The organism is Halobellus captivus, from assembly GCF_007655485.1.
GTDB classification, from domain to species: domain Archaea; phylum Halobacteriota; class Halobacteria; order Halobacteriales; family Haloferacaceae; genus Haloquadratum; species Haloquadratum captivum.
In genome coordinates, this window is the sequence record NZ_VJXQ01000003.1 from 220,959 (window position 1) to 241,708 (window position 20,750).

General features: G+C 65.1%; 22 protein-coding genes. 11 read left to right on the forward strand and 11 right to left on the reverse strand.

Annotation, left to right across the window (positions count from 1 at the left end; genetic code table 11):
• Positions 1-11: 11 nt before the first annotated feature.
• The 3 genes from FJT57_RS10455 to FJT57_RS10465 form a co-directional block, all read right to left on the reverse strand.
• Positions 12-734 (reverse strand): DUF7530 family protein, encoded by a 723-nt coding sequence (locus FJT57_RS10455; RefSeq protein ID WP_144904918.1) that lies wholly within the window; start codon positions 732-734, stop codon positions 12-14.
• Positions 731-1,708 (reverse strand): NAD(P)H-binding protein, encoded by a 978-nt coding sequence (locus FJT57_RS10460; protein WP_144904920.1) that lies wholly within the window; start codon positions 1,706-1,708, stop codon positions 731-733. The genes FJT57_RS10455 and FJT57_RS10460 overlap by 4 nt, the downstream gene beginning before the upstream one ends.
• Positions 1,709-1,778: 70 nt before the next feature.
• Positions 1,779-2,693, reverse strand: coding sequence for a YkgJ family cysteine cluster protein (locus FJT57_RS10465; protein ID WP_144904922.1), 915 nt, complete (start codon positions 2,691-2,693; stop codon positions 1,779-1,781).
• A gap of 97 nt (positions 2,694-2,790) precedes the next feature.
• Here FJT57_RS10465 and FJT57_RS10470 point away from each other — a divergent pair, with 97 nt between their 5' ends.
• From FJT57_RS10470 to FJT57_RS10480, 3 genes are all read left to right on the forward strand, one after another.
• Positions 2,791-2,994 (forward strand): DUF7561 family protein, encoded by a 204-nt coding sequence (locus FJT57_RS10470; RefSeq protein ID WP_144904924.1) that lies wholly within the window; start codon positions 2,791-2,793, stop codon positions 2,992-2,994.
• Positions 2,995-3,166: 172 nt separating this feature from the next.
• The gene (locus FJT57_RS10475) at positions 3,167-5,068 is read left to right on the forward strand and encodes a receiver/sensor box histidine kinase (protein ID WP_162524333.1); all 1,902 of its coding nucleotides are present in this window, start codon (positions 3,167-3,169) and stop codon (positions 5,066-5,068) included.
• A 145-nt stretch (positions 5,069-5,213) separates the two neighbouring features.
• A complete protein-coding gene (locus tag FJT57_RS10480; protein ID WP_144904928.1) occupies positions 5,214-6,497 on the forward strand; it encodes an adenosylhomocysteinase in 1,284 nt (427 codons plus the stop codon).
• A 46-nt stretch (positions 6,498-6,543) separates the two neighbouring features.
• On the opposite strand, the gene FJT57_RS10485 is transcribed toward FJT57_RS10480, so the two are convergent.
• Positions 6,544-6,969, reverse strand: coding sequence for a GtrA family protein (locus FJT57_RS10485; RefSeq protein ID WP_144904930.1), 426 nt, complete (start codon positions 6,967-6,969; stop codon positions 6,544-6,546).
• Positions 6,970-8,460 (reverse strand): sulfatase, encoded by a 1,491-nt coding sequence (locus FJT57_RS10490; protein ID WP_144904932.1) that lies wholly within the window; start codon positions 8,458-8,460, stop codon positions 6,970-6,972. It abuts the gene before it with no gap.
• 150 nt (positions 8,461-8,610) lie between these two features.
• Here FJT57_RS10490 and hjc point away from each other — a divergent pair, with 150 nt between their 5' ends.
• Positions 8,611-9,048: a Holliday junction resolvase Hjc gene (gene hjc / locus FJT57_RS10495; RefSeq protein ID WP_144904934.1), complete on the forward strand. Its 438-nt coding sequence runs from the start codon at positions 8,611-8,613 to the stop codon at positions 9,046-9,048.
• Here hjc and FJT57_RS10500 read toward each other — a convergent pair.
• On the reverse strand, positions 9,013-9,672 hold the full coding sequence (locus FJT57_RS10500; protein WP_203229147.1) for an SWIM zinc finger family protein: 660 nt from the start codon (positions 9,670-9,672) through the stop codon (positions 9,013-9,015). The two genes, hjc and FJT57_RS10500, sit on opposite strands and share 36 nt — an antisense overlap.
• Before the next feature lie 361 nt (positions 9,673-10,033).
• On the opposite strand from FJT57_RS10500, the gene FJT57_RS10505 reads away from it, so the two are divergent.
• Positions 10,034-10,228 (forward strand): DUF7472 family protein, encoded by a 195-nt coding sequence (locus tag FJT57_RS10505; RefSeq protein WP_144904938.1) that lies wholly within the window; start codon positions 10,034-10,036, stop codon positions 10,226-10,228.
• Between the two features lie 78 nt (positions 10,229-10,306).
• On the opposite strand, the gene FJT57_RS10510 is transcribed toward FJT57_RS10505, so the two are convergent.
• The gene (locus FJT57_RS10510) at positions 10,307-11,455 is read right to left on the reverse strand and encodes a DNA primase large subunit PriL (RefSeq protein WP_144905322.1); all 1,149 of its coding nucleotides are present in this window, start codon (positions 11,453-11,455) and stop codon (positions 10,307-10,309) included.
• 174 nt (positions 11,456-11,629) lie between these two features.
• Here FJT57_RS10510 and FJT57_RS10515 point away from each other — a divergent pair, with 174 nt between their 5' ends.
• Positions 11,630-12,220 carry a DUF7474 family protein gene (locus tag FJT57_RS10515; protein WP_144904940.1) on the forward strand — a complete coding sequence of 197 codons (591 nt, stop codon included), beginning with the start codon at positions 11,630-11,632 and terminating at the stop codon, positions 12,218-12,220.
• 167 nt (positions 12,221-12,387) lie between these two features.
• Complete coding sequence (locus tag FJT57_RS10520; RefSeq protein ID WP_144904942.1) at positions 12,388-13,899, forward strand: molybdopterin-dependent oxidoreductase; 1,512 nt, start codon at positions 12,388-12,390, stop codon at positions 13,897-13,899.
• A 71-nt stretch (positions 13,900-13,970) separates the two neighbouring features.
• Here FJT57_RS10520 and FJT57_RS10525 read toward each other — a convergent pair whose 3' ends face one another.
• Positions 13,971-14,714 (reverse strand): DNA polymerase sliding clamp, encoded by a 744-nt coding sequence (locus FJT57_RS10525; protein ID WP_144904944.1) that lies wholly within the window; start codon positions 14,712-14,714, stop codon positions 13,971-13,973.
• Positions 14,715-14,914: 200 nt separating this feature from the next.
• On the opposite strand from FJT57_RS10525, the gene FJT57_RS10530 reads away from it, so the two are divergent.
• Positions 14,915-15,688, forward strand: a complete 774-nt coding sequence (locus FJT57_RS10530; RefSeq protein ID WP_144904946.1) for a 23S rRNA (uridine(2552)-2'-O)-methyltransferase — start codon at positions 14,915-14,917, stop codon at positions 15,686-15,688.
• Positions 15,689-15,772: 84 nt separating this feature from the next.
• Here FJT57_RS10530 and FJT57_RS10535 read toward each other — a convergent pair whose 3' ends face one another.
• A complete protein-coding gene (locus FJT57_RS10535) occupies positions 15,773-16,486 on the reverse strand; it encodes a queuosine precursor transporter (RefSeq protein WP_144904948.1) in 714 nt (237 codons plus the stop codon).
• Positions 16,479-16,652, reverse strand: a complete 174-nt coding sequence (locus FJT57_RS10540; RefSeq protein ID WP_144904950.1) for a ribbon-helix-helix domain-containing protein — start codon at positions 16,650-16,652, stop codon at positions 16,479-16,481. The genes FJT57_RS10535 and FJT57_RS10540 overlap by 8 nt, the downstream gene beginning before the upstream one ends.
• 177 nt (positions 16,653-16,829) lie before the next feature.
• On the opposite strand from FJT57_RS10540, the gene FJT57_RS10545 reads away from it, so the two are divergent.
• The 3 genes from FJT57_RS10545 (at position 16,830) to FJT57_RS10555 (ending at position 19,427) form a co-directional block, all read left to right on the forward strand.
• Positions 16,830-17,030, forward strand: a complete 201-nt coding sequence (locus FJT57_RS10545) for a hypothetical protein (RefSeq protein WP_144904952.1) — start codon at positions 16,830-16,832, stop codon at positions 17,028-17,030.
• A gap of 217 nt (positions 17,031-17,247) precedes the next feature.
• Positions 17,248-18,084 (forward strand): BKACE family enzyme, encoded by an 837-nt coding sequence (locus tag FJT57_RS10550; RefSeq protein WP_144904954.1) that lies wholly within the window; start codon positions 17,248-17,250, stop codon positions 18,082-18,084.
• Positions 18,085-18,485: 401 nt separating this feature from the next.
• Positions 18,486-19,427 carry a polysaccharide deacetylase family protein gene (locus FJT57_RS10555; RefSeq protein WP_144904956.1) on the forward strand — a complete coding sequence of 314 codons (942 nt, stop codon included), beginning with the start codon at positions 18,486-18,488 and terminating at the stop codon, positions 19,425-19,427.
• Between the two features lie 85 nt (positions 19,428-19,512).
• On the opposite strand, the gene FJT57_RS10560 is transcribed toward FJT57_RS10555, so the two are convergent.
• On the reverse strand, positions 19,513-20,721 hold the full coding sequence (locus tag FJT57_RS10560) for a GNAT family N-acetyltransferase (RefSeq protein WP_144904958.1): 1,209 nt from the start codon (positions 20,719-20,721) through the stop codon (positions 19,513-19,515).
• Positions 20,722-20,750 lie beyond the last annotated feature (29 nt).

The following is a 20,750-nucleotide window of genomic DNA, read 5'->3' on the forward strand; positions in this document are numbered from 1 at the left end:
GGATATCGGCGTTAGCGAACCTTCAGCGTCGCAATCGCCGCCAGTGAGACGACGGCTACCGCGACGACGTGACCGGCCACGGCGGCGAGCAGCACCGGGTGATCAGTCAGGAACGGGACCATCGCGAGTTGCGTCAGCCCGAACCCGATGTTGAACGCGTCCAGACGACGGAGGCGGCGGACCGTCCCGGCGTCGAACGGGTATCGCCACGACCGCCAGAGCGCGGCGACCGCCACCCACCACGAAGTCCCGATGCGGTAACAGAGGTCCCAGAGGATCAACAGCGTCAGGAAGACTACCGGGACAGGCGGTTCGGGGCCGAACAGGGCCGTCAGAAGCGGGGCGTCGGCGGTCCGGGGATCGACGACGAACAGGTACGTGACGAGGCCGACGAACGCGACGATCCCGAGAACGGTCTCGATACTCGATCCGAACAGGAGGCGTCGATACGGTTCGGGCAGATTGAGCCGACGCGTTCGACGACCGAACTGGCGCATCACGCCGCTTCCGACGGCGGCGACGGCCACCGCGACGGTCCCGGGTAACGCGGCCGCCCAGAGGTCGTAGAACCACGCGAGAACGAGTATACCCGTCTCGAAGAGCAGTACCTGCACCGCGATCGCTTGGCTGTCAGAGAGTTCGAGTCCCGGGATCGCGCCGACGATGCTCTCGTAAACCCACGTCTCACCGTACAGGTCGACCCCTGACTCGTAGCGGGAGTGTGACCGACTCATCGGCGTTCGGGCGCTCCGTCCGTCGTTCCGGATTCCGAACGGGAGCCGGGATGTTCGGCGTCGTCGCTCGCGCGGGACTCTCCACCGCCGTTAGACCCCTCCATGAGGGCCCGCCGAACCGCCTCGTCGAACGGCGTGAGAGCGACGTCGATCAGCGATTCGATCCGGTGATCGTGCACGACGACCGGATTTTTCAACCCCTCGATCAGCGGCCGAGCGACAGACGCCGGAACGTCGGTGACGAGGCCGATCCAGAGCGACGACAGCCTCGGAGAGAGGATCGGAATCGGAACGATCACCGGGTCGTGCCCCTGGAGGTGGCCGATCTGGGTCAGTATTTCCAGATACGTCAGCACGTCCGGCCCGCCGATCTCGTAGGTCTCGCCCGCCGTCTCGGGGACGTCGAGCACGCCGACGAGATACGCGATGGCGTCGTCGACGAAGATCGGTTGACAGGGGGTTTTCACCCACCGCGGCGTCACCATCACCGGCAGTCGCGACCCCAGCTGTTCGATCATCTCGAAACTCGCTGACCCGCGCCCGATCAGGATCGCCGCTCGTAACGTCGTGAGCCGGTACGCTCCCTCTCCGAGGAGGCGCTCGACCTCCCGTCGCGAGCGGAGGTGCTCCGAAAGGCGGTCGCGCTCCTCGCCGAGACCGCCGAGATAGACTACGCGTTCGACTCCGCGGTCGGACGCGGCGCGTACGAAGTTCCGCGCCGCGCGCCGGTCCCGCTCCTCGAAATCTGGACCGGAGCGCATCGAATGGACGAGATAATACGCGGCCTCCACGTCCAGCGCGGCGTCGAAGCTCCCGGGGTTGAGGAGGTCACCCTCGACGACGCGGACTGACGAATCGGGGTCGTACTCCCTCGCGTCCCGGACGAGCACCGTCACGTCGTGTCCGGCCGCGAGCAGCTCGGGGACGAGCCGTCGCCCTACGAATCCGGTCGCACCGGTCACGAGAACTCTCATAGTTGAGTATGGTTCCGTATCCTGTTAAAGCGTGCTTCTCTGTCCTGTTAACGCCCGCTTCCGTGTCGTCTCACCCGTTCTCGCCGAGCGAACCGTCCGGATGCCGCTCGCCCGCGACCGCGTCCCACCCCGGCGTCTCCGGCGCGCCGCGGGCGACTTCCACGGCGTCCGCGTTCGGCGGGTCCGTCGCGAGCGAGCCCTCGGTCCCGGCCGCGTCGACCCACTCGTCGATCGCGCGGCCAACCCACGAGTCCGCGTCGAGCACCTCTGCCGTCGCTGCGGCCGTGCGATCCTCGTTCACTGACAGCGAGCCGGGGCTCGATCCGACGGCGACGCCGACGAACGCCGCTCGGTCCGTCGCTGTCAGCGCGTCCCGACGCATCCGATCGACGGTACCCGCGAGTTCGTCGGGGTCGGGGTAGGCGAACACCTTCGCGCCGATCGCCTGCGGACCGAGGAGCAGTCCGGCGCTTCCCTCGGGCGCGTCGTCGAGGAGCCGATTGCCCCCGTGTTCGGCTTCGACCCGCTCGCACTCGGTCTCGACGCCGAGATCGAGGTTGTGGCTCGGATACGCGGCGCACTCGTCGGGGTAGCTATCGGTGCCGTGAATCCGACACTGGAGCGTCTCGGGATCGAGGAAGACGCAACTCCGCAGCCAGTGTCTCTCGGTCTCGAACGGGCCGACCGGTTTCGGCGGCTTTCGAAAGCCGACGAAGAACGCGGGTCGACCGTCGACGGCGGCGATCCGAACCCCGTCGACGACGACGCCGGGCGTCTCGCGGTCGACGCGCCAGAGCCGGGGCGTCAACGCGTCGCCGAACCCGCGTTCGACGAACCGCGCCACCTCATCCCGCGTCAACGGCACGAGGTTGTACGCGTCGTCGAGCGGTTCGCCGGGACCCCGACGCTCGTGTTCGGAGGGCGCCTCCGCGAGCGGCCGCCAGTCGATGCAGCAGCCCGCACAGCCCTCGCAGTTCAGTTTCATTTACATATGATACTCGTTCACACTGTATGAATGGCACGGACGGAAGGGGGGGCGTCTGTGCCGCAGGAGGTATCAGCGTCCCCTCCCTTGTCCCGATATGACAAGTGAACCTTGCGAGGGCTGCGGACGTTCCGTGCGAATCGCCGGTGGGATCGGAGATTTCTGGTCGTTCCAGACCGAATCGACGGGCGGAATGACGCTCGAACTCGATGACGGCGGCGAGTTCTTCCTGTGTCACGACTGCATCGCACAGTTGCCTGAGGACCGCGTCGTAACGAGCGAGGACGTCCAGTCGCTGTGAGGGCCGTCGCCGTGGACGACGAGTGGCGCGTCGGTGGATGAGTGTCGGGTGAGTGATGTCTGTGGGAGCGATTGACGCGTCGTCGTGTATTCCGTCGTCGTTCGTGGAGTTTCCCCCGTACAAGCGGCGGATGGCAAGACTAACGACACTGCGAGACCGAACCGCAGAGCAGATGGAACCGGCGTCCGATCGGATCCGGGTGCGATACGTCGATAGCGACGAGACCGCTGCGGAACGAACCGCGACGGTGCTCGAACGGTCGGACGACGCGTTCGAGGTGGTGGCGAGCGGACCACCGGACCCGGTTTCGACTTTCGACGGGACGGCGTGCGACTGCGTCGTCTCCGCGTACGATCTCGGATCGACGACCGGGGTCGAGTTGCTCCGTGCGATCCGCGCGGACGATCCGGAGCTGCCGTTCATCCTCTATCCGACCGCGGGTTCCGAACGGATCGCCAGCGACGCGATCACCGCGGGCGTGACGGGGTACGTCGTTCGGGAGACGGCGGCGACCGATGATCACGAAACGCTCCGGGAGCGAGTGCGAGCGGCGGTCGCCGACCGAAACGCCGAAAATACAGAACCGGGCTCCGAGCGCGGCGAGACGCGACGACTCCGGACGTTCAGAACGGCGGTTGAGGCCTCCGGGCACTCGATATACTACACCGAACCGGACGGAACCATCACTTACGTGAATCCCGCGTTCGAGGCGGCGACGGGCTACACGGCCGAGGAAGCCATCGGCCGCACGCCGCGGATCCTGAAATCCGGCGTGCACGACGAAGCGTTCTACGCCGACCTCTGGGAGACGATCCTCTCGGGGGATGTCTGGCGGAGCGAACTGACGAACAGCACGAACCGCGGCGAACGGTACGTCGTCGATCAGACCATCGCACCGGTCGAGGGTGCGGACGGATCGATCGAAGGTTTCGTCGCGGTCAACGCTGAAGTGACCGACCAGCGGCGACGCGAGCGACAGCTTCACGGGCTCTACGAATCGATGATCGAGTGGCTCGACGCCGACACCGAAACGGAGCTGTGTTCGCTCGTCGATCGGAACCTCTCGAACCTCCCGGGCATCGACGCCCACGCGATCTACCGATACGAGGAACCGGGGGACCAGTTCGTCGTGGTGACGCAGACCAGTCTCGCGACACCGGTCGTGGCGGCGCTCCGTGCCGCGGGGTCGGATCGCCCGCTGATTCGAGAAGCGTTCGAGAGGGGGCAGTCCGAGCGCTTCGACGCCAGTGCGAGCGACACCGAGATCGAGAGCGGGCTCGTGGTTCCGATCGGATCTCGCGGCGTGCTGGTCGTCGGTGGGGCCCGTCGTGACGCGTTCGACGCGTCCGACGAAGCGATTCTCAACGTCCTCACCACCGCGTTGTCGGAAGTGGCCGATCGGATCGAGAAGGGTCGAGAGTTGCGGGAGCGCAACGACCGGCTTGAGGACTTCGCCAGCGTCGTCTCCCACGACCTGCGGAATCCGCTCTCGGTGGCGGGGGGATATCTCGAACTGGCGCAGGAGACCGGATCGACGACGCACCTCGAGGAGGTCGAGCACGCCCACGAACGGATGGAGCGGATTATCGACGACCTGCTCTGGCTCGCCCACAAGGGGCGGCGAATCGGTGAACTTCGACGCATCTCTCTCGCGAATGTCGTCGCCCGGGCGTGGGAACATGCTGAGACGCCAGCCGCGACGCTTGAGGCACACTGCACGGCGGAGATCGCGGCCGATCCCGACCGACTCCAGCAGTTGTTCGAGAACCTGTTCCGCAACGCCAGCGAACACGCCGGACCCGACGCCACGGTACGAGTCGGACACATCGGCGACGGCCCGGACTTCTACGTGGAAGACGACGGTCCGGGAATCCCGACGGAAGAGCGCGGGCGCGTGTTCGACTCGGGATACACGACGGCGGTTGACGGAACGGGATACGGGTTATCGATCGTCGAGACGGTCGTCGACGCTCACGAGTGGGACCTACGGGTGACAGAGAGCGACGCGGGCGGGGCCAGATTCGAGTTCCGAGACGTCGATAGTGACGCGTTGCGCGCGGGACGCGAGACGTAAGGGAACCACCGGTCGGTGTAACCGCGCAGTCCGCGAGAATACGGATATCGAGACGGCGCGGTTTCCCAGTTCTCGGACCGCGAGAAAACCCACCCGGAAAAGGGAGGTCGGTAGCGTTTTCTTCCGTCTGTGGTAACCGACGTGTATGAGTGCGTATCCACCGATCAGTGAGCAGCTCGACGAGGTCGAGAGCGCTCGCACGGAGGGGCGGCGAAAGATGGACTGGGCGCTGCAACACATGCCCATTCTGCGGGAACTCCGCGAGCAGTTCCGGGAATCGAAGCCGCTCGACGGCCAGGTCATCGGGATGGCGATGCACGTCGAGGCGAAGACCGCGAACCTCGTCGAACTCCTCGCGCTCGGCGGTGCAGAGGTCGCGATCACGGGGTGTAATCCCCTGTCGACGCACGACGACGTGAGCGCGGCGCTCGACGCCAACGACGACATCACCTCCTACGCCAAGCGCGGCGTCGGCGACGACGACTACTACGCGGCCATCGAATCGGTCGTCTCTCACGACCCGACGATTACCGTCGACGACGGGATGGATATGGTGTACGCCATTCACGAGGACTACCCCGAACTCATCGACACCATCGTCGGCGGGGCCGAGGAGACCACGACCGGCGTCCACCGGCTCCGGGCGATGGACGCCGACGGCGAGCTGAAGTACCCCGTTTTCGCCGTCAACGACACGCCGATGAAGCGGCTCTTCGACAACGTCCACGGGACCGGCGAGTCCTCGCTCGCGACGATCGCGATGACGACGAACCTCTCGTACGCGGGCAAGAACGTCGTCGTCGCTGGCTACGGGTACTGTGGGAAAGGTGTCGCGAAGAAGGCCGCCGGGCAGAACGCCGACGTGATCGTCACCGAGGTCGAACCGCGCCGCGCGCTGGAGGCGCATATGGAGGGCTACGACGTGATGCCGATGAACGAGGCCGCCGAGATCGGCGACGTCTTCATCACCACGACGGGCAACCGCGACGTCATCACCCGCGAGGACTTCGCGGAGATGAAAGACGGCGTCCTGCTCGCGAACGCGGGTCACTTCGACATCGAGATCGATCTGGAGGCGCTGTCCGAACTCGCCGTCGACGAGTACGAGGCGCGCGACGGCGTCCGAGCCTACGAGATGGCGGACGGCCGTCGTCTCAACGTTCTCGCCGAGGGACGACTCGTCAACCTCGCCTCGCCCATCGCGCTCGGTCACCCCGCGGAAGTGATGGACCAGTCGTTCGGCATTCAGGCCGTCTGCGTCCGCGAGCTCGTCGAGCACGGCGACGAGTACGACGCTGGCGTCTACGACGTCCCCGACGATCTCGACAGGGAAGTCGCAGAGATCAAACTCGACGCCGAGGGCGTCGATTTCGACTCACTCACCGACGAGCAGGCGGAGTATATGAGTAGCTGGAGCCACGGTACGTAATCGCATCGCCTGCTTTTCGTCGGGGAATCTCGTGGGACCGCTACTGCTACTGGCCCCACGTCCACTTCGCATCGAGCACGTAGCGGTACACGCCGCTGATGACGATGGCGACGGCGTTGGCCGCGAGATACGGAACCGACCGCCACTCGACGAGCAGGTACAGCACCGCCAACTGTATCGGAATCGCCGTCCCGCGGACGACGTTCGTTTTGAGCAGTCCAGTGAGGAACTCGATCGTCCCCGTGTTCTGGGTCGCCTCGAACGTCCAGGCGTTGTTGAGAACGTACGAGAGTATGATCGTGATCTCGATAGCGAACAGCGCGCCGAGTAGGTAAAAGAGGCCCACGATGTCCACGAACAGCCACAACAGCGCCATCTGGATTCCGGCCGTTACCGCGCCGACCATAACGAACCGACGTAACTGAACGACGAGCGGTCCGCTGTGGAGGTTACGAAGGAAGCTCCGAACCATCTATCGGTAGCCCAGTGCCTCCAGCCGAGCTTCCAAGTCCTCGTCGACGCGTTCCGCTGTCTTCCCGTCTTGGGTGGCGTCGCGCTCCGCGTTCCGCAGGAGCTCTGTATGCGCGTCGACGATCGAGCGAGATTCCTCGACGAACGCCGCGACACCGTCATCGGCGTCTATGGTGTCAATATCCCCGGCGTCAGCGTCATCGACGCCGACCTCGCTGAGTCGGTTCCGTTGCTGCGTCGGGTCGTCCGGTCGGTAGTACAACTCCGCTTCGTCGTCGTCCACGTTTCGAATGTACGTCCAATCGCGGTTGCGAACGCTGACGATGAGGTCGCCGTCGTCGAGCGAGCGGGGGATCGGCTGTGCGGTCACGTCCTCGCCGCGGACGGTGACCGAGACGACTGGCTCTCCCGCTGGCTCCTCGCCGTCGAGGACGGTCGAGACGAGCGATTCGCCGAGCCACTCCTCGGCCGCGTCGATGCCGAGGAGATCGCCCACCGTCGGCGGGATCGAATCGAGGGCGACCTGCTCTTCGACGCGTCGTCCCTCCGCGCCCGGCACGTCGACGATGAACGGGACGTGAATCAGCTCGTCGTACAGCTTCGGGTAGTGCGCCAAGTGGCCGTGCTCCTGGAACTCCTCGCCGTGATCGCCCGCGAGAATGACGGCCGTCTCGTCGTCGAGACCGTTCGCCGACAGTTCCTCGAGGAGTCGGCCGATACTGGCGTCGACCTGCCTGGCGGCGGCCTGATACAGCGTCCGCAGGTCGTCGAGGGTCCGTTCGCCGACCTCCCAGCCGAGGCCCGTGCGGGTGTGCGCGTGGAGCATTCGGTGGGTCCCCACGAGTCCGGACGACACTTCGCGAATGTACCGGGGAGCGGGTACGTACGGCGTGTGCGTGTCCATATAATGGACCCACAGGAAGAACGGTTCGGAGGCGTCGTCGAGAAAGTCTATCGCGGCGTGTTCGACGTCGAACATCCGTGAAGTGTCCAGAAAGGGTCGATCGTCGGCGTTGCCAGCGAGCCGCGATTTGATCCGTCTGATCGGCGAGGCCGCAAGCTGGAGCCACGCCTCGACGGTCGGGTGGGTGGCGAGATACTTGCTGTAGATGCTTGATCCGACGCTGGCGACGAACGGCTCGAACTCGTCGAAGCCGTCGTCGTATCCCCAATGCGAGGTCAGAAACCCGTTCGCCGCATTGAACCCGCCGGTTGCCACCCCCGCATCGGAGACTGTCCGTGCGAGGGTCGGCACGTTCTCGACGCCGATCTCGCCCGAATCGGCGAACACCGGTCGGGAAGCCAGCATCGAGGGGAAGGAAAACGGCGTCCAGTTACCGTTGGCGAACGCCCGCTCGAACACGGTCCCGCGCTCGGCGAGTTGGTCCATCACCGGCGTGTGGCGCTCTCGGTCGTATGCGCCGATCGCGTCCGCTCTGAGGGAATCAACAGTGACGAGAACGACGTTCGAGACTGGTGTATCAGTAGTCATCTGTATGTGCGGCAACGCTCCGTATCTGCCCGACGGAACGACGTATTATCCAACAAGTGGGTTTTAAGACATATATACCCGCGGATTTCTTCTGACGTCGTCGGAAACTGGTGTCGTCCGGTTTAAATCCTTCACTAACCGAGGAGAGGTATGTCCGCGAATCGAAAGGGCGACCGCCGCGAGCGAGAACTGGTCAACCGGCTCGACGAGGCCGGATTCGCGGTGATGCGCGCCCCCGCGTCGGGATCGGCGACAGAGCGGGAGCTCCCGGACGTTCTGGCCGGGGACGGCGACGTCTTCTACGCGATCGAGGCGAAATCCAGTTCCGGGCGACCGATCTATCTCTCGGGCGAGGAGGTCGAGGCGCTCATCTACTTCGCGCGGAACTTCGGCGCGAAGGCGCGGATCGCGGTCCGCTTCGACCGCGAGTCGTGGTACTTCTTCCACCCCGGCGATCTCCACGTGACCGACGGCGGAAACTACCGCGTGAAAAAGGAGACGGCGCTCGCGGAGGGCGAAGACTTCGATTCGTTCGTCGGCGGTCCCGCTCAGTCACGCCTCTCCGACGTCGGCGACGACGCCGAGTAGGGTGTGCGTCCCCCTGTCTCTCGCCGCCGATTCACTACCATTCGCGTTCCTTCGAGCGTTCCCCGCGTTGTCGCGATCGCTTGTAACGGAGCGGAGCCGGGAGGCCGGAAACAGGTACCGGCGGCTGTCGCTGACGTCGTCGACCGGCAGCGAGTCGACGTAGACAACCGCGAACACCGGCTCGTGTCCGCCGTAGGCCGCGTTCGACTCGTAGGAGGAAACGAGCCGTCCTTCCGTGGTCTGCGTCGCGTCCGCCCGTGTTCCGAGCGCATCGGCGACGACGAGCAGCGATCCCGTCTCCCGATCCCGAACGAGTTCGCCGGGTGCGCGCTCGTGCCGTTCGCACAACGCGGGGTGATCCGCTGGATCCTCTCGTGACCGCTCGTCGCCGTCGTCTGGGACGAACGCGCGGCCGCCGCAGACCGCACAGACGCGTTCGCGCTCGTTCGGCCCGGGAACGAGCCCGGCTTCGATTTCGAGCGCGACGCGTCGGCGGTGCTTGCAGCGAACGCCCCTGATCGCGCTGTCCGGACAGGTACACGTCTCGCGCTCGACGTCGACGACGTAGGTTCCGCCCGCGGTTTCGACGACGTACCGACCGTCTCGAAGCGGTCGGACCGTCATCGGTTCGGTCCGAGCGCGGTACGCCCGTCCCGTCTGTCCGTCGACCGGAAACGGTCGTTCCGTCGGCGCGTGGGAGCGGTCGTCGGCGGGAGGACGACCGTCCGAGCGACGATCGCCAAGCTCGGCGTGTTGGCGTCCGTGTGATCTCGACCCTGTCGAACCGCGTCGCGTAGCGGCTGCTGGTGCCGTTTCTTCGTCTGACGCGGATGTGTTTCGTGTGTGCGTCATCAGTGATTGCGAGAGGTCGTCCTCTCGTCGGTATCCCTACGCGCTCGACGGACCTAAACCTTCGTTTCAACTGGAGTATCGGGACGTAACGCCGCATCGAAGCCCTTTTAGAACGTCCTCGGGAACCTCGGGTATGGAAATCGATGCGGCGATGCGCCGGAAGATCGTGGTCTCTATCGTCGCCGTCGGCGCGTTCTTCGCCCTCTTCGTCGGCATCGGGGCGACGTACGGTCCGGATCTGGGCGAGACCGGCGGCCTCGCACTCGTCGGCGCGATCGTACTGTTTATTCTCGTGATGGCTCTCGTCGGCGTCATTCTCAAAGACTGATCTCGTCACCCACTCTCCGTCGAGGAACTTCTGACCGCCGGACAGCGCGTTTGTGAGTTAGTACCGAGAGCGTGGTCCTCAGTCGCTACCGGCGGTTTCGCGCCAGTCGCGGACGTCGCCCGCGTCCCGCAGTGCGTCTGTGTAGTACGATAGCGGATGCGAGATCGTCTCACAGCGCTCGTCGGGATCGACGCAGTCGCCGTAGGCTTTCATCGTCGCGCACGAGGGCGGCGGGTACTGCGTCCCGTTGCTCTCCGTGAGGTACTCGACCCGCGATTCGATACGCGCTTTGGCGGAATGCTCTTCGCCGTCACCCGATTCGGCGCCGAGAAGCGTTAGCACGTCCTCACTGTCCATCCCGAGCGCCACGAGAAACGAGACGAGGGAGAACTCGGCGTGCGTCGAGAGGGATTCGTCCGCGCGCGCGCGCCGCACCAGCGCCTTCATACACGGGGGGAACAGCGCGGGGACGACAGTTTCGATTTGGCCGGTACTGGCCGTTTCGGTGTCGTTGAGAAGCGAGCGGAGTTCGGCGACGGCGTCTTCGAGCGCATCGGCGATTGCGTCGCCGCCGTCGGTCCCGCGCACCTCGAACGGGAGGCCCCCCGCGACCCGCCGCTGCACGGCCGCTTCGAGGAGTCGAAGCAGGCCGTCGGTGGGTATCCGGACCGCTCCGTCTGCGACTTCCCGGTTGACGAGTCGCCACCGCTCGCCCCAGTCGGCGTCGGCCAATTCCAGATACGGTCCGATGCGGATCCAGTAGTGCGTGGGGCCTCGTCCGCCGCGGCGCGAACGACCGTCCCCGGGTCCGTCGATCGGTTCGGGACGCACGGCCGCCGAAAGGTCGAACTCGCGGAGGACGTCGTCGAGCGACGCGCGGGTGATTCCCGTGCTTTGGAAGTCGTCGTCGGCCGCGAAATCGGCCGCGAAGCGTTCGCGCGCCGTCGACGCCTCCGCAGTCGCGTACTTTTCGACCGCCGCGGGCGTCTCGATCAGCGAGACGAGGATCCGCGCGATCGGGTAGGAGAGCAGTCGTTCGCGGTCGTCCCAGCGGTGGGGTTCCTCGGCCGCGACGGTTCCCTCCATCAGCGCCCGCTCGACCCGCTCTGTGGCCCGCTCGACCGCCGGTGCGTCCTCCGCGATGAGCGCCGCTGGCGAGATATCCGCCTCGCGGACGGCCTCGCGCGCGCCCTCGAAGAACGGGTACCGCGCGTACAGCGGGTCCATCGGCATCGCCTTCCCGTTTCCACCGCCGTCGAATAAACACGACGGTCGGAGATTCGCGCGCCGCGCTCCGACCTGTCGGACGGGGTCGACGGACTCGGGAGTCCGCGATACGTCTCGACACCCCGCGACACCGACACCGTATCACCTAAGACGGCGGGTCTCCACTCTCTCCCCGTGCCGCAGTTCGACTACCCGTGTCCCGACTGCCGGGCCACGAACAGCCTCCACAGCGCCGACTGCGACTTCGAGGGGACGCCCTGGCCGGACGTCGAGAAAGCCTACGTCGACATCGTCGCCCGACTCACGGCGGAACCGACCGGGGAGGCCGACCTGTATGACGCGATCGACGGCGAGTGGGGAGCGCTCCACCGATCGGCGCTCGAACGGCTGAAACGCGACGAGCGAATCACGGAAGCCAACGACGTGCTCCGCCTACGCACGGCCGCGGAGTTCCGCGAACACGTCTCGGAGCCGACGCGCGAGCCGATGCGAACCCTCTACCGCCAGGGGAGTGTTCCGGGCTGTCACGACAACGCGGTCTTCGCAATGATCGCGTGGTACGAGATGGTCGGGCTCTCGTGGTCGGAGACGCGCGAGAACGTGATCGAATGGCTGCACGAGAGTGGTACGTGGGCCCGTGGCGGTTTCGAGGAATCCTCGCCCGAAGCGCTCGTCGACGCGAAGCGTCACGTCTACGAGGCCGGATACGGTTGGAAGGAGAAAGCCGAAGCGGCGAAGCGCGTGATCGATCGCCATCACGGGTGATCCCGTCGAATATACGACAGAGCATCACCGCGCCTGGCTTGATCGAATACGCGACCGAGATCGAATACGCGACCGAGCGTCACCACGCGTGAACCGGCCGAATACGCGATCGAACGCCATCGTGGATCGGCCGTACTCATTAACCGTCTGCGACGCTTGGTAACACTATGCATTCGAGGGCTGGCCGACGCGGCGTCGTCGGTGCCATCGCGGGCGCGGCGTGGCTCGTCGGACTGTACGTAGCAACACCGCTCGTCGGTGAATTCGCCCCGGTCGCGATCGCGGAGGGGATCATCGTTCGGTCGCCGGGGTGGCTGTCGACGCTCGCGATCGGTCTGCTGGGATTTTCGGCCAAGCCGGTGCTGTTGGGCGGCGTGCTCGTCGGAATCGTCGCTGTCGCGGCGGGTGCGTGGATCCTCTGGCCGCATAATCGACAAGTGGCGACGCCGCTTGCCGTCGTCGCGGGCCTCGGGCTGACTGCCACGGCGCTCGCGGTTAGCGGTGGGCGGTTCTCGGCGGGAACGGCGCTGGCTCTCGCCGTCGCTGTCGGGTTTCCGCTCGTTGCGAGCCGGTTGCTCTCGGCGGCCGACCCGTCCCCGGACCGACGGCGGTTCCTCCGCCGACTCGGTGCGGTCGCCGTCGTCGGGACGGGATCGGCCGTCGTCCTTCGAGCCGGGTTCGACCGCCTCACGGACCGGGGGAGAAGCGCTGCGGTCGCGGGCGGCGACGCGGGCGGTTCCGCCGGTGGCGCTGCGGACCGATCGACTCCCTCCGTAGGCGATCCGCGGTTCGACTTCGCGGGGATGCCTCCGGCGGTCACACCCGCCGATGAGCACTACGTCGTCGACATCAATATTCGACCGCCGAGCGTCGATCCCGACACGTGGACGCTCGACATCGACGGCGCGGTCGATGAACCCTACAGCCTGTCGTACGACGACCTCCGCGGGCACGACGCGAGCGTCGAGCAGATCACGACGATGCTCTGTATCTCGAACACCGTCGGCGGAAACCTCATCGGCACTGCCCGCTGGACGGGCATCCAGTTGTCCGACCTCGTCGCGGACGCGACCCCCGCTGGCGGAGCGGTCGACGTCGTCACTCACGCGGCCGACGGGTACAGCGAGGCGATCCCGCTCGGTATCGTCGAGCGCGAGGATATCCTGATCGCTCATCAGATGGGTTCGGCTCCACTCACGGCGGAACACGGGTTCCCTGCGCGGCTGCTCATCCCCGGGCGGTACGGGATGAAGATGACCAAGTGGATCACGCGGATCGAGCTCTCGGAGACGGAACACGACGCCTACTGGGAGCAGCGCGGCTGGAACGAAGAGGCCATCGTCAACACGATGTCGTACGTGCGCGGGGCCGAGCGCGACGGCGACAGGGTGACCGTCGGAGGTGTCGCATTCGGCGGCTTAGAGACCGGCGTCGAGGAGATTGCCGCCGTCGAAGTCAGCGTCGATGGCGGGAACTCCTGGAGTGAGGCGGAGTTGGAGGAGCCGATCGCGCCGCATGCGTGGCGACGCTGGCGGTACGCGTTCGAGGCACCGGACCGAAACGAGTTCGAGGTCGTCGTTCGGGCGATCACGCGCGACGGAGACGTACAGAGCGAGGAACGGAGCTCGCCGCGCCCGAACGGTGCGACGGGATGGCACAGACGCTCGGTGAGGGTGTGAGGTATCGAAAGGAACGGCAAAGTCGCCCGCAGCAGAGTCTGCTATTCGCGCCGAACCGAGCCGCACCGAACCTAGTCGCTCTGGATCCGCGGCGCGAGCATATACGTGACGTTGCCCTGTCCCTCCGCGACGGCGTAGTGGATCTTGACGGGGAACTCCTCGCCGAGTTCGACGGTGACCTCGGCGTCCTTCGGGATCGCCTTGTTCATATCCTTCAGGTAATCAAGCGAGAACAGCGAGTCGGCCGTCCCCGCCGTGAGCGCGATCAGGTCGTCGGCGTCGAGTTCGAAGTCGACGTCGTCGGTGTCGCCCTCGGCCTCGATGTGGAACGCCTCCTCGTCGGCGTCAACGCGGAGCCGGACGTGGTCCGAGACCATGTCGGCCGCTTTGATCCCGCGGTCGAGCTGCGCCCCTTCGAGGACGATTTCGGCGGCGAGGTCGAGATCCGGGATGTCGGGCTCCTGTCGGATCGAATCGGGGTCGATGAGCGCGAGCGTCGAGGAGAGACCGTCCATTCGGATGTTGAGCTTTCGCGTCTCCTCGTCGAGTTCGAGTTCGACGAGCTGGTCGCCCGTGGCCATCCCGACGAAGTCCTCGAGCTTCGCGAGGTTGACGCCGATGACGCCGCCGTCGGCCTCGTAGGACTCGAAGGCGGCGGCGTCGAGAGAGAGGTCCACCATTCCGACGTTCGCGGGGTCGACGGCCCGGATCGACAGTTCGTCCTCGTTCAGCCGGATCTTGCACTCGTCGACCAGCACGCTCACCGAGTCGAGCGCGTCCTGGAGCGTAGACGCGCTCACGATGGCCTTGAACATATGGAGCGTGCTACGGCAGCGGGCTTAAAAATACTCCTGATTTTGTGCACGCGCGCGGAATGTCCCGACGAATGCGGGCAGCCGCGGTGACTGATGATATCCGATGTGCCTTTCCGGTTCGACAGCGTCAGACCCTGTATGAACGCAGATTCGTCGACGGTTTCGCAACTGAAGACGTCGAGAAACCCTGTGAGGAACCGATGACCCGAAAGGACCACTACTACAACAAAGCCAAGCAGGAGGACTATCGCGCCCGTTCGGCGTACAAGCTCAAGCAACTCGACGCGGAGGCCGGGCTGTTCGGCCCCGGAAACACCGTCGTCGACCTTGGGGCCGCTCCCGGCGGGTGGCTTCAGGTGGCGGCCGAGGCGGTCGGAGACCGCGGCACGGTCGTCGGCGTCGACTTCCAACGCATCCGCGACCTGGAGATGGACAACGTCGAGACGATCCGCGGCGATATGACCGACGAGGAGACGAAAGCGAAACTCCGCGAGCGAATCGGCGACGACGGTGCCGACGTCGTCATCTCCGATATGGCTCCGAACATGACGGGCGAGTATTCGCTGGATCACGCTCGCTCGGTCCACCTCGCGCGGCAGGCCTTCGAGGTCGCGCTCGAACTCCTCCCCGCGGGCGGCGACTTCGTCGCGAAGGTGTTCGACGGGCAGGACCTCGCCGACCTGCGTGCGGACGTCGAACGCGAGTTCGAGTACGTGCGCTCCATCCGTCCCGACGCGTCCAGGGACTCCTCTTCTGAACTCTATCTGGTCGGGAAACACCGCATCACAGCCCCGGTCCGCGAGGGCGACGAGCTCGACGTCGTCGTCGACGACGTGGGAAGTGAGGGCGACGGCGTCGTCAAGGTCGACGGGTACACGCTGTTCGTTCCCGGTGTCGAGACGGGGGATGCCGTCCGCATCCGCGTGACCGACGTCAAGGCGAAGTTCGGCTTCGCCGAAGTCGTCGAGGAGTGACTCGGCAGATCCGGCGCGGCTCTCGACGCGGCTTCCGATACGTTTCTTCGTGCAGTGTTCGACGCGGTCCCCCGGGAGTCGCTCTCAGTTGGGGGCCCAGGCGTTGTCGTCGTCATCGATGTTCGATCCACCGAATATCGCCACGACCGCGTACACGAACGGCGTGTCGACGAGCGCGATGAGCAGCTTCAGCAGGTACTGACCGACGATCAGCGAGAGGATCACCGGGATCTCGAACTGATTGCCCAATCCCAGTACCTGCGGGGCGAGATAAAACGCGACGGTGACGAAAAGCACCGTATCGATCGCCTGGCTCGTCGCCGTCGAGACGATGTTCCGCAACCAGAGCATCGACGCGCCCGTGGCGTCGCGAATGCGGTGGAACACGAGCACGTCCCAGTTCTGGCTGACGAGGTACGCCAGCAGGCTCCCGAGCACGATGTTCGTTCCCGGTGCGAGCACTGCGCGGTACTGCGACGCCGCGTCGGGATTCGCCGCGGGGGCGAGAATCGTACTCCAGACCAGCGCCAGCAGGACGAAGTTCATCGCGAAGCCGACGTTGACCATCACCTGCGCGGCGCGGCGGCCGTACAGCTCGGAGTAACAGTCCGACGCGAAGAACGTGAGCGCGTACGCCAGCGCCGCCCCCGGCAGGATGATGCTCGCCCCGGTGACAGGCAACTCGAACGGGAGCCCGAACGCCAGGAGCTTCGATGCCGTCAACTGCGCCGTCGTCAGCGCGGTCACGAACAGCCCGATGAGTGCGATCTGGCCCGTCTGTGCTCTCGCGTTACTCATCGTCGATTCGACCGTGCCGCGAGTCGATTTCGTCCAGCAAGTCCAGCGTCTTGCGGATCGACGCGCGGATCGCGTCGCTCCGGTTGACGAACTTCCCGCCGTCGCCCACGTGATCGTCGAGATCTGTGAGCAGTTCCTCCGGTATCTCTACGCTTATTTTGGGCATATATTCTCCTAAGAATACCGAGTTAATATACAACGTGGATTCGAGTCACCCGTGACGAGCATCATCACACTGCGACAGTTGCGACCCGCGCCAGTCGCCCCGACAACCGCGGAACCAGTCGCTACGGGCGGTAGCAGTCGGGTTACAAAGTCCTCTCTAGGTGTCAGACTGTACCTGATGACGTGTCCACGACTCGAATACCGAGCGGCCGACGACGAGCACGAGTTCGATCACGTGCGGCCCTACTGTACCGTTACGAAGGAGTTCGTCTCACCGATGAAAGCCGACATCTGCAACGATCGCTTCGACTTTCATCACGAGCGTCACTGTGACGTGTTCAAAGCGAGGGCCGAGACGCCACCCGCGGACGACGACTAGAGCGCGACACTCGCGAAGCAGTCGAATCATCGAACGGCTCGACTCCTCCTTCGATACCTTCCGATAGCGCGGCTGGGATCAGCCCCCCACGGACAGCGGAACCGTCCGTCTCACCAAACCCCAAGTAAACAGGTGTTACTCGTGGTAATCTGACTAATACAAAGCAGCCGTTCCGCCACGTCACAGACGATTCCGGTGTTCGACTGGATCTGATGCTATGAGTTACCAGGACTATCTCGACGACAAGAAAGTGATACTGACAGTGGCGACGACAGGCGGCATTCACGGGAAGAACGTGAACCCGAACCTCCCGGAGCAACCCGAGGAGATCGCAGAACACGTGGCCGCCTGTGAGGAGCTCGGCGCGGCGATCTGTCACGTCCACGGCCGCGACGAACACGGCGAGAACGACGCCAGCCGCCTACAGGCGGTCAACGACGCGATCAGAGAGCGCTGCGATGATATCATCATCCAGAACACGACCGGCGGGCAGAGCACGCTCGAAGCGCGGATCGCGGGCATCAGAACGGATCCGGTGCCTGATATGGCCTCGCTCGATATGGGCCCGTTCAACCGCGGCCAACACATCATCACCGAGCACAACCGTCACAACATCCAGACGCTCGCTCGGGAGATGAAAGAGAAGGGAATCAAACCCGAACTGGAGGTGTTCAACAACGGCCACCTCAACGAGGTCTACCAGTTGATCGAAACCGGGCTGTTGGAGGAGCCGTACTACATCAACCTCATCTTCGGCACCGGTACGTTCTCGATCCCGTCTCCAGAGAACGTGCTGAACCTGGTGCGGAACCTCCCGGAGAACAGCGAGTTCAACCTCCTCGCCACCGGCCCCCACCAACTCCCGCTGACGACGCTGTCGCCGATTCTCGGCGGTCACATCCGCGTGGGAATGGAGGACAATCTCTACTTCCGCCGCGGCGAACCCGTCGAGAGCAACGCCCAACTCGTCGAGCGGACGGTCGAGATCGTCGATCGGCTCGAATGCGATCTCGCGACGCCCGCGGAGGCCCGCGAGACGCTCGGAATGAACTGAGGTTCCGATCGCGAAGTCGCGTCCCGACCCACTCTCGACGTCCGAGACGGCTTCAACCGACTGTTACCGTCGTATGGGTTCGTTTATCGCCGTGTGCTCGCCCGCGACTCCGCTGATAATCGTCGGTGTCGCTCTCGCCGAAGCCGACCGGTGGCCGCAGTCTTCAGGTTTCACCGGCTCACAGGCGTCGAGAGCGTGTCCATCGCGGTGACTGAATCTCGGGGGTCGAACTCGGCGGTTAACGGCACATGCACTGCTTCTTCGGTCCGACTACGGATTCCATACACAGAGCGAAGAGCCATAGTCCGCTCCATAACAAAGCCCTCTGTCATACCATTTGTAGCCACTATGAGCCGTCCGTTATCCAACGTTCCCGCAAAATCCGGTGGAGGTGACCGACTGTGGGAACCGTCGTAATCTCGATCGACGCCGAACTCGGGTGGGGGTTTCACGACGTTGTGGACCCACCGACCGACCGCGTCGAGTCCGGACGTGACGGTTGGCACACGCTGTTGGAGCTCTTCGACCGCTATGACCTCCCGGCGACGTGGGCCGTGGTCGGCCACCTGTTCTTAGAAGAGTGTGACGGCGTCCACGCGCGACACCCGCTCGCCGGAACGTGGTTCGAACGCGAGCAGACGGAGTGGCTCGACCGACCCGATCTCCGATTCGCTCCCGACCTCATCCGGCAGATTACCGACGCCGACGCCGCGCACGAAATCGGCTGTCACACGTTCTCACACGTGCTCTTCGGTCAGGAGTCCACGACGTTGGAAATCGCCCGTGCCGAACTGCTCGCGGCGCTGGAGGCCGCCGAAAATTCGCCGATCGACTCCGAGATGCGGTCCGTGGTGTTTCCGCGAAACAGCGTCGGCCACCGAGACGTGCTCGCAGAGTTGGGTTTCTCCTGTTATCGCGGCACCCGCCCCAACTTCGATGCCATCGGACCGGACGCGATACGGAAAATCGGAGCGCCGCCGATCGTCCACCCCACGATCGACGAGTTCGGTCTCATCAATATCCCCTCCTCGCTCTATCTGTACGGCTTCGAGGGGTTCGCACGCCGCCTCTGCGAGTGGCTCTGGGAGGATCCGATCGTCTCTCGGGCGCGGGCTGGCGTCGCGGCCGCTGCTGATGAGGACGGGGTGTTTCACATCTGGCTCCATCCGAACAATCTGATGAGCGATATCGACGTCGAGCGCCTCCGACGGATCTTCGCGCACATCGCCGAACGTCGTGATCGCGGGGCGATCGAGGTGAAGACGATGGCCGACGTCGCGAAGGCGGTTCGATCACGGGCCGACGAAATGGTATATGAGTACCCACCGCCTTCGGGTCGCTGATACTGAATCTGACTTTCGCCACCTCGGGCGGCGGACCCCCCGCTCGTAACTGGTCAGTCGCTCGGCCCAGTCGTGCGCGTCTGTGTCAGAATCCGTTGTGCTCTGCGAACGTGAGTAACCAACTCTCGGGATCGTCGAGTTGCACCCCGTGAAGCCGCCACGACGGTTCTTCGAGTCCGTCGAACGGGCGCGAGACCAGAACCGTCGGCGTCGCGACCGCCGACAGCGGAAGTCGGTCGTCGAGGAGGAATCCGTACCGGTACAGCAGGGACTTCGGGATCGCGCTGGGTGCGGCCAACAGGAGGTCGGCGTCGGTCTCACGCGCCGTGATGTGACTGAGGAGCGCTTTCAGCCCGCGGATTCGCTCGCCACCGCCGACCAGCGGGACGACGTCGGTGAGCGCGACGACGTCGGCTCCCCCTTGCTCTTGCCGTCCCACGACGATTCCGGCGATCGGTTCCGCGTCTTCTCGTTCTTTGCTGTCTTCCCACTCCCGCCCGGCACCCCGCTCCCCTTCGGTTCCTCGTCCTTCCTCTTCCCCTCGTTCCCCTTCCGTTGCCCGCCCGTTGCCGGTTCCACGTCCGTACGCGAGATACGTCTCGTACTCCCAGTCGGGGCGTGCGAACCGCCAGTCGTAGAAGCGCTCATCGCGCAGCGCGTGAGCGACGTCCGGAACCGATTTCCGATACAGCCCGGCGAGCGTCGCGGCCGGGACGTCGTCGTGGTGGGTCACGTCCACGTCCGTCGGCGGCGACGTTCGGAGACGCTGGGCTCGCAGTCCGGTGGCGACGAGCGGAGCGGCCGCCCCGGCCACGCGCGAGGCGAGGCCGTCGGTGAGTGCCGCGGGATTTTGGACGCGGTACGCCGCCGTGAGCTGCCCCACTTCCCGGCAGCCCAGTTTCAGGTAGCCGGGACGAGACAGCGCGTTCGGCACGCTGAACGTCAGCACGTCCTCGGCCAGGTCGCCGTAGTACTCGAAGGAGCGCTCCGTCATTCGCGTGAAGAGCCCCCGTCGCTGGTGGTCCGGGTGGACCATCGTATCTCCCGTCTGGAGGCCCAGCGGCGACGCCTCGCCCATCCGCAGTCGGAACGCCATATACGGCCGCGCGCCGACCAGGTCGCCGTCGTGCTCCGCCACGTACATCGGGACGTGCGAGACGTACGGATTCTCTAGGTACTTCCACCTGAACCACGCCTCGCTGCCCCCGCCGAACACGTCGTCGAACAACTCGAGAAACGCCGCCCGGTCGCCGGGTTCGTACAACCGGATCGTGTACGGGTCGTCACTTGTCATAGGCGAATCCCGGCTGGCTCCGCTGTTAG

Excerpts from the sequence above, each read along its gene's own strand:
- FJT57_RS10560 (WP_144904958.1), bottom strand. The coding sequence starts at position 20,721 with ATGACAAGTGACGACCCGTACACGATCCGGTTGTACGAACCCGGCGAC.
- FJT57_RS10500 (WP_203229147.1), bottom strand. The coding sequence starts at position 9,672 with ATGACGGTCCGACCGCTTCGAGACGGTCGGTACGTCGTCGAAACCGCG.
- FJT57_RS10465 (WP_144904922.1), bottom strand. The coding sequence starts at position 2,693 with ATGAAACTGAACTGCGAGGGCTGTGCGGGCTGCTGCATCGACTGGCGG.
- FJT57_RS10485 (WP_144904930.1), bottom strand. The coding sequence starts at position 6,969 with ATGGTTCGGAGCTTCCTTCGTAACCTCCACAGCGGACCGCTCGTCGTT.
- FJT57_RS10455 (WP_144904918.1), bottom strand. The coding sequence starts at position 734 with ATGAGTCGGTCACACTCCCGCTACGAGTCAGGGGTCGACCTGTACGGT.
- FJT57_RS10490 (WP_144904932.1), bottom strand. The coding sequence starts at position 8,460 with ATGACTACTGATACACCAGTCTCGAACGTCGTTCTCGTCACTGTTGAT.
- FJT57_RS10530 (WP_144904946.1), top strand. The coding sequence starts at position 14,915 with ATGACCCGAAAGGACCACTACTACAACAAAGCCAAGCAGGAGGACTAT.
- FJT57_RS10470 (WP_144904924.1), top strand. The coding sequence starts at position 2,791 with ATGACAAGTGAACCTTGCGAGGGCTGCGGACGTTCCGTGCGAATCGCC.
- FJT57_RS10510 (WP_144905322.1), bottom strand. The coding sequence starts at position 11,455 with ATGGACCCGCTGTACGCGCGGTACCCGTTCTTCGAGGGCGCGCGCGAG.
- FJT57_RS10505 (WP_144904938.1), top strand. The coding sequence starts at position 10,034 with ATGGAAATCGATGCGGCGATGCGCCGGAAGATCGTGGTCTCTATCGTC.
- FJT57_RS10475 (WP_162524333.1), top strand. The coding sequence starts at position 3,167 with ATGGAACCGGCGTCCGATCGGATCCGGGTGCGATACGTCGATAGCGAC.
- FJT57_RS10535 (WP_144904948.1), bottom strand. The coding sequence starts at position 16,486 with ATGAGTAACGCGAGAGCACAGACGGGCCAGATCGCACTCATCGGGCTG.
- FJT57_RS10545 (WP_144904952.1), top strand. The coding sequence starts at position 16,830 with ATGACGTGTCCACGACTCGAATACCGAGCGGCCGACGACGAGCACGAG.
- FJT57_RS10460 (WP_144904920.1), bottom strand. The coding sequence starts at position 1,708 with ATGAGAGTTCTCGTGACCGGTGCGACCGGATTCGTAGGGCGACGGCTC.
- hjc (WP_144904934.1), top strand. The coding sequence starts at position 8,611 with ATGTCCGCGAATCGAAAGGGCGACCGCCGCGAGCGAGAACTGGTCAAC.
- FJT57_RS10520 (WP_144904942.1), top strand. The coding sequence starts at position 12,388 with ATGCATTCGAGGGCTGGCCGACGCGGCGTCGTCGGTGCCATCGCGGGC.
- FJT57_RS10550 (WP_144904954.1), top strand. The coding sequence starts at position 17,248 with ATGAGTTACCAGGACTATCTCGACGACAAGAAAGTGATACTGACAGTG.
- FJT57_RS10540 (WP_144904950.1), bottom strand. The coding sequence starts at position 16,652 with ATGCCCAAAATAAGCGTAGAGATACCGGAGGAACTGCTCACAGATCTC.
- FJT57_RS10480 (WP_144904928.1), top strand. The coding sequence starts at position 5,214 with ATGAGTGCGTATCCACCGATCAGTGAGCAGCTCGACGAGGTCGAGAGC.
- FJT57_RS10525 (WP_144904944.1), bottom strand. The coding sequence starts at position 14,714 with ATGTTCAAGGCCATCGTGAGCGCGTCTACGCTCCAGGACGCGCTCGAC.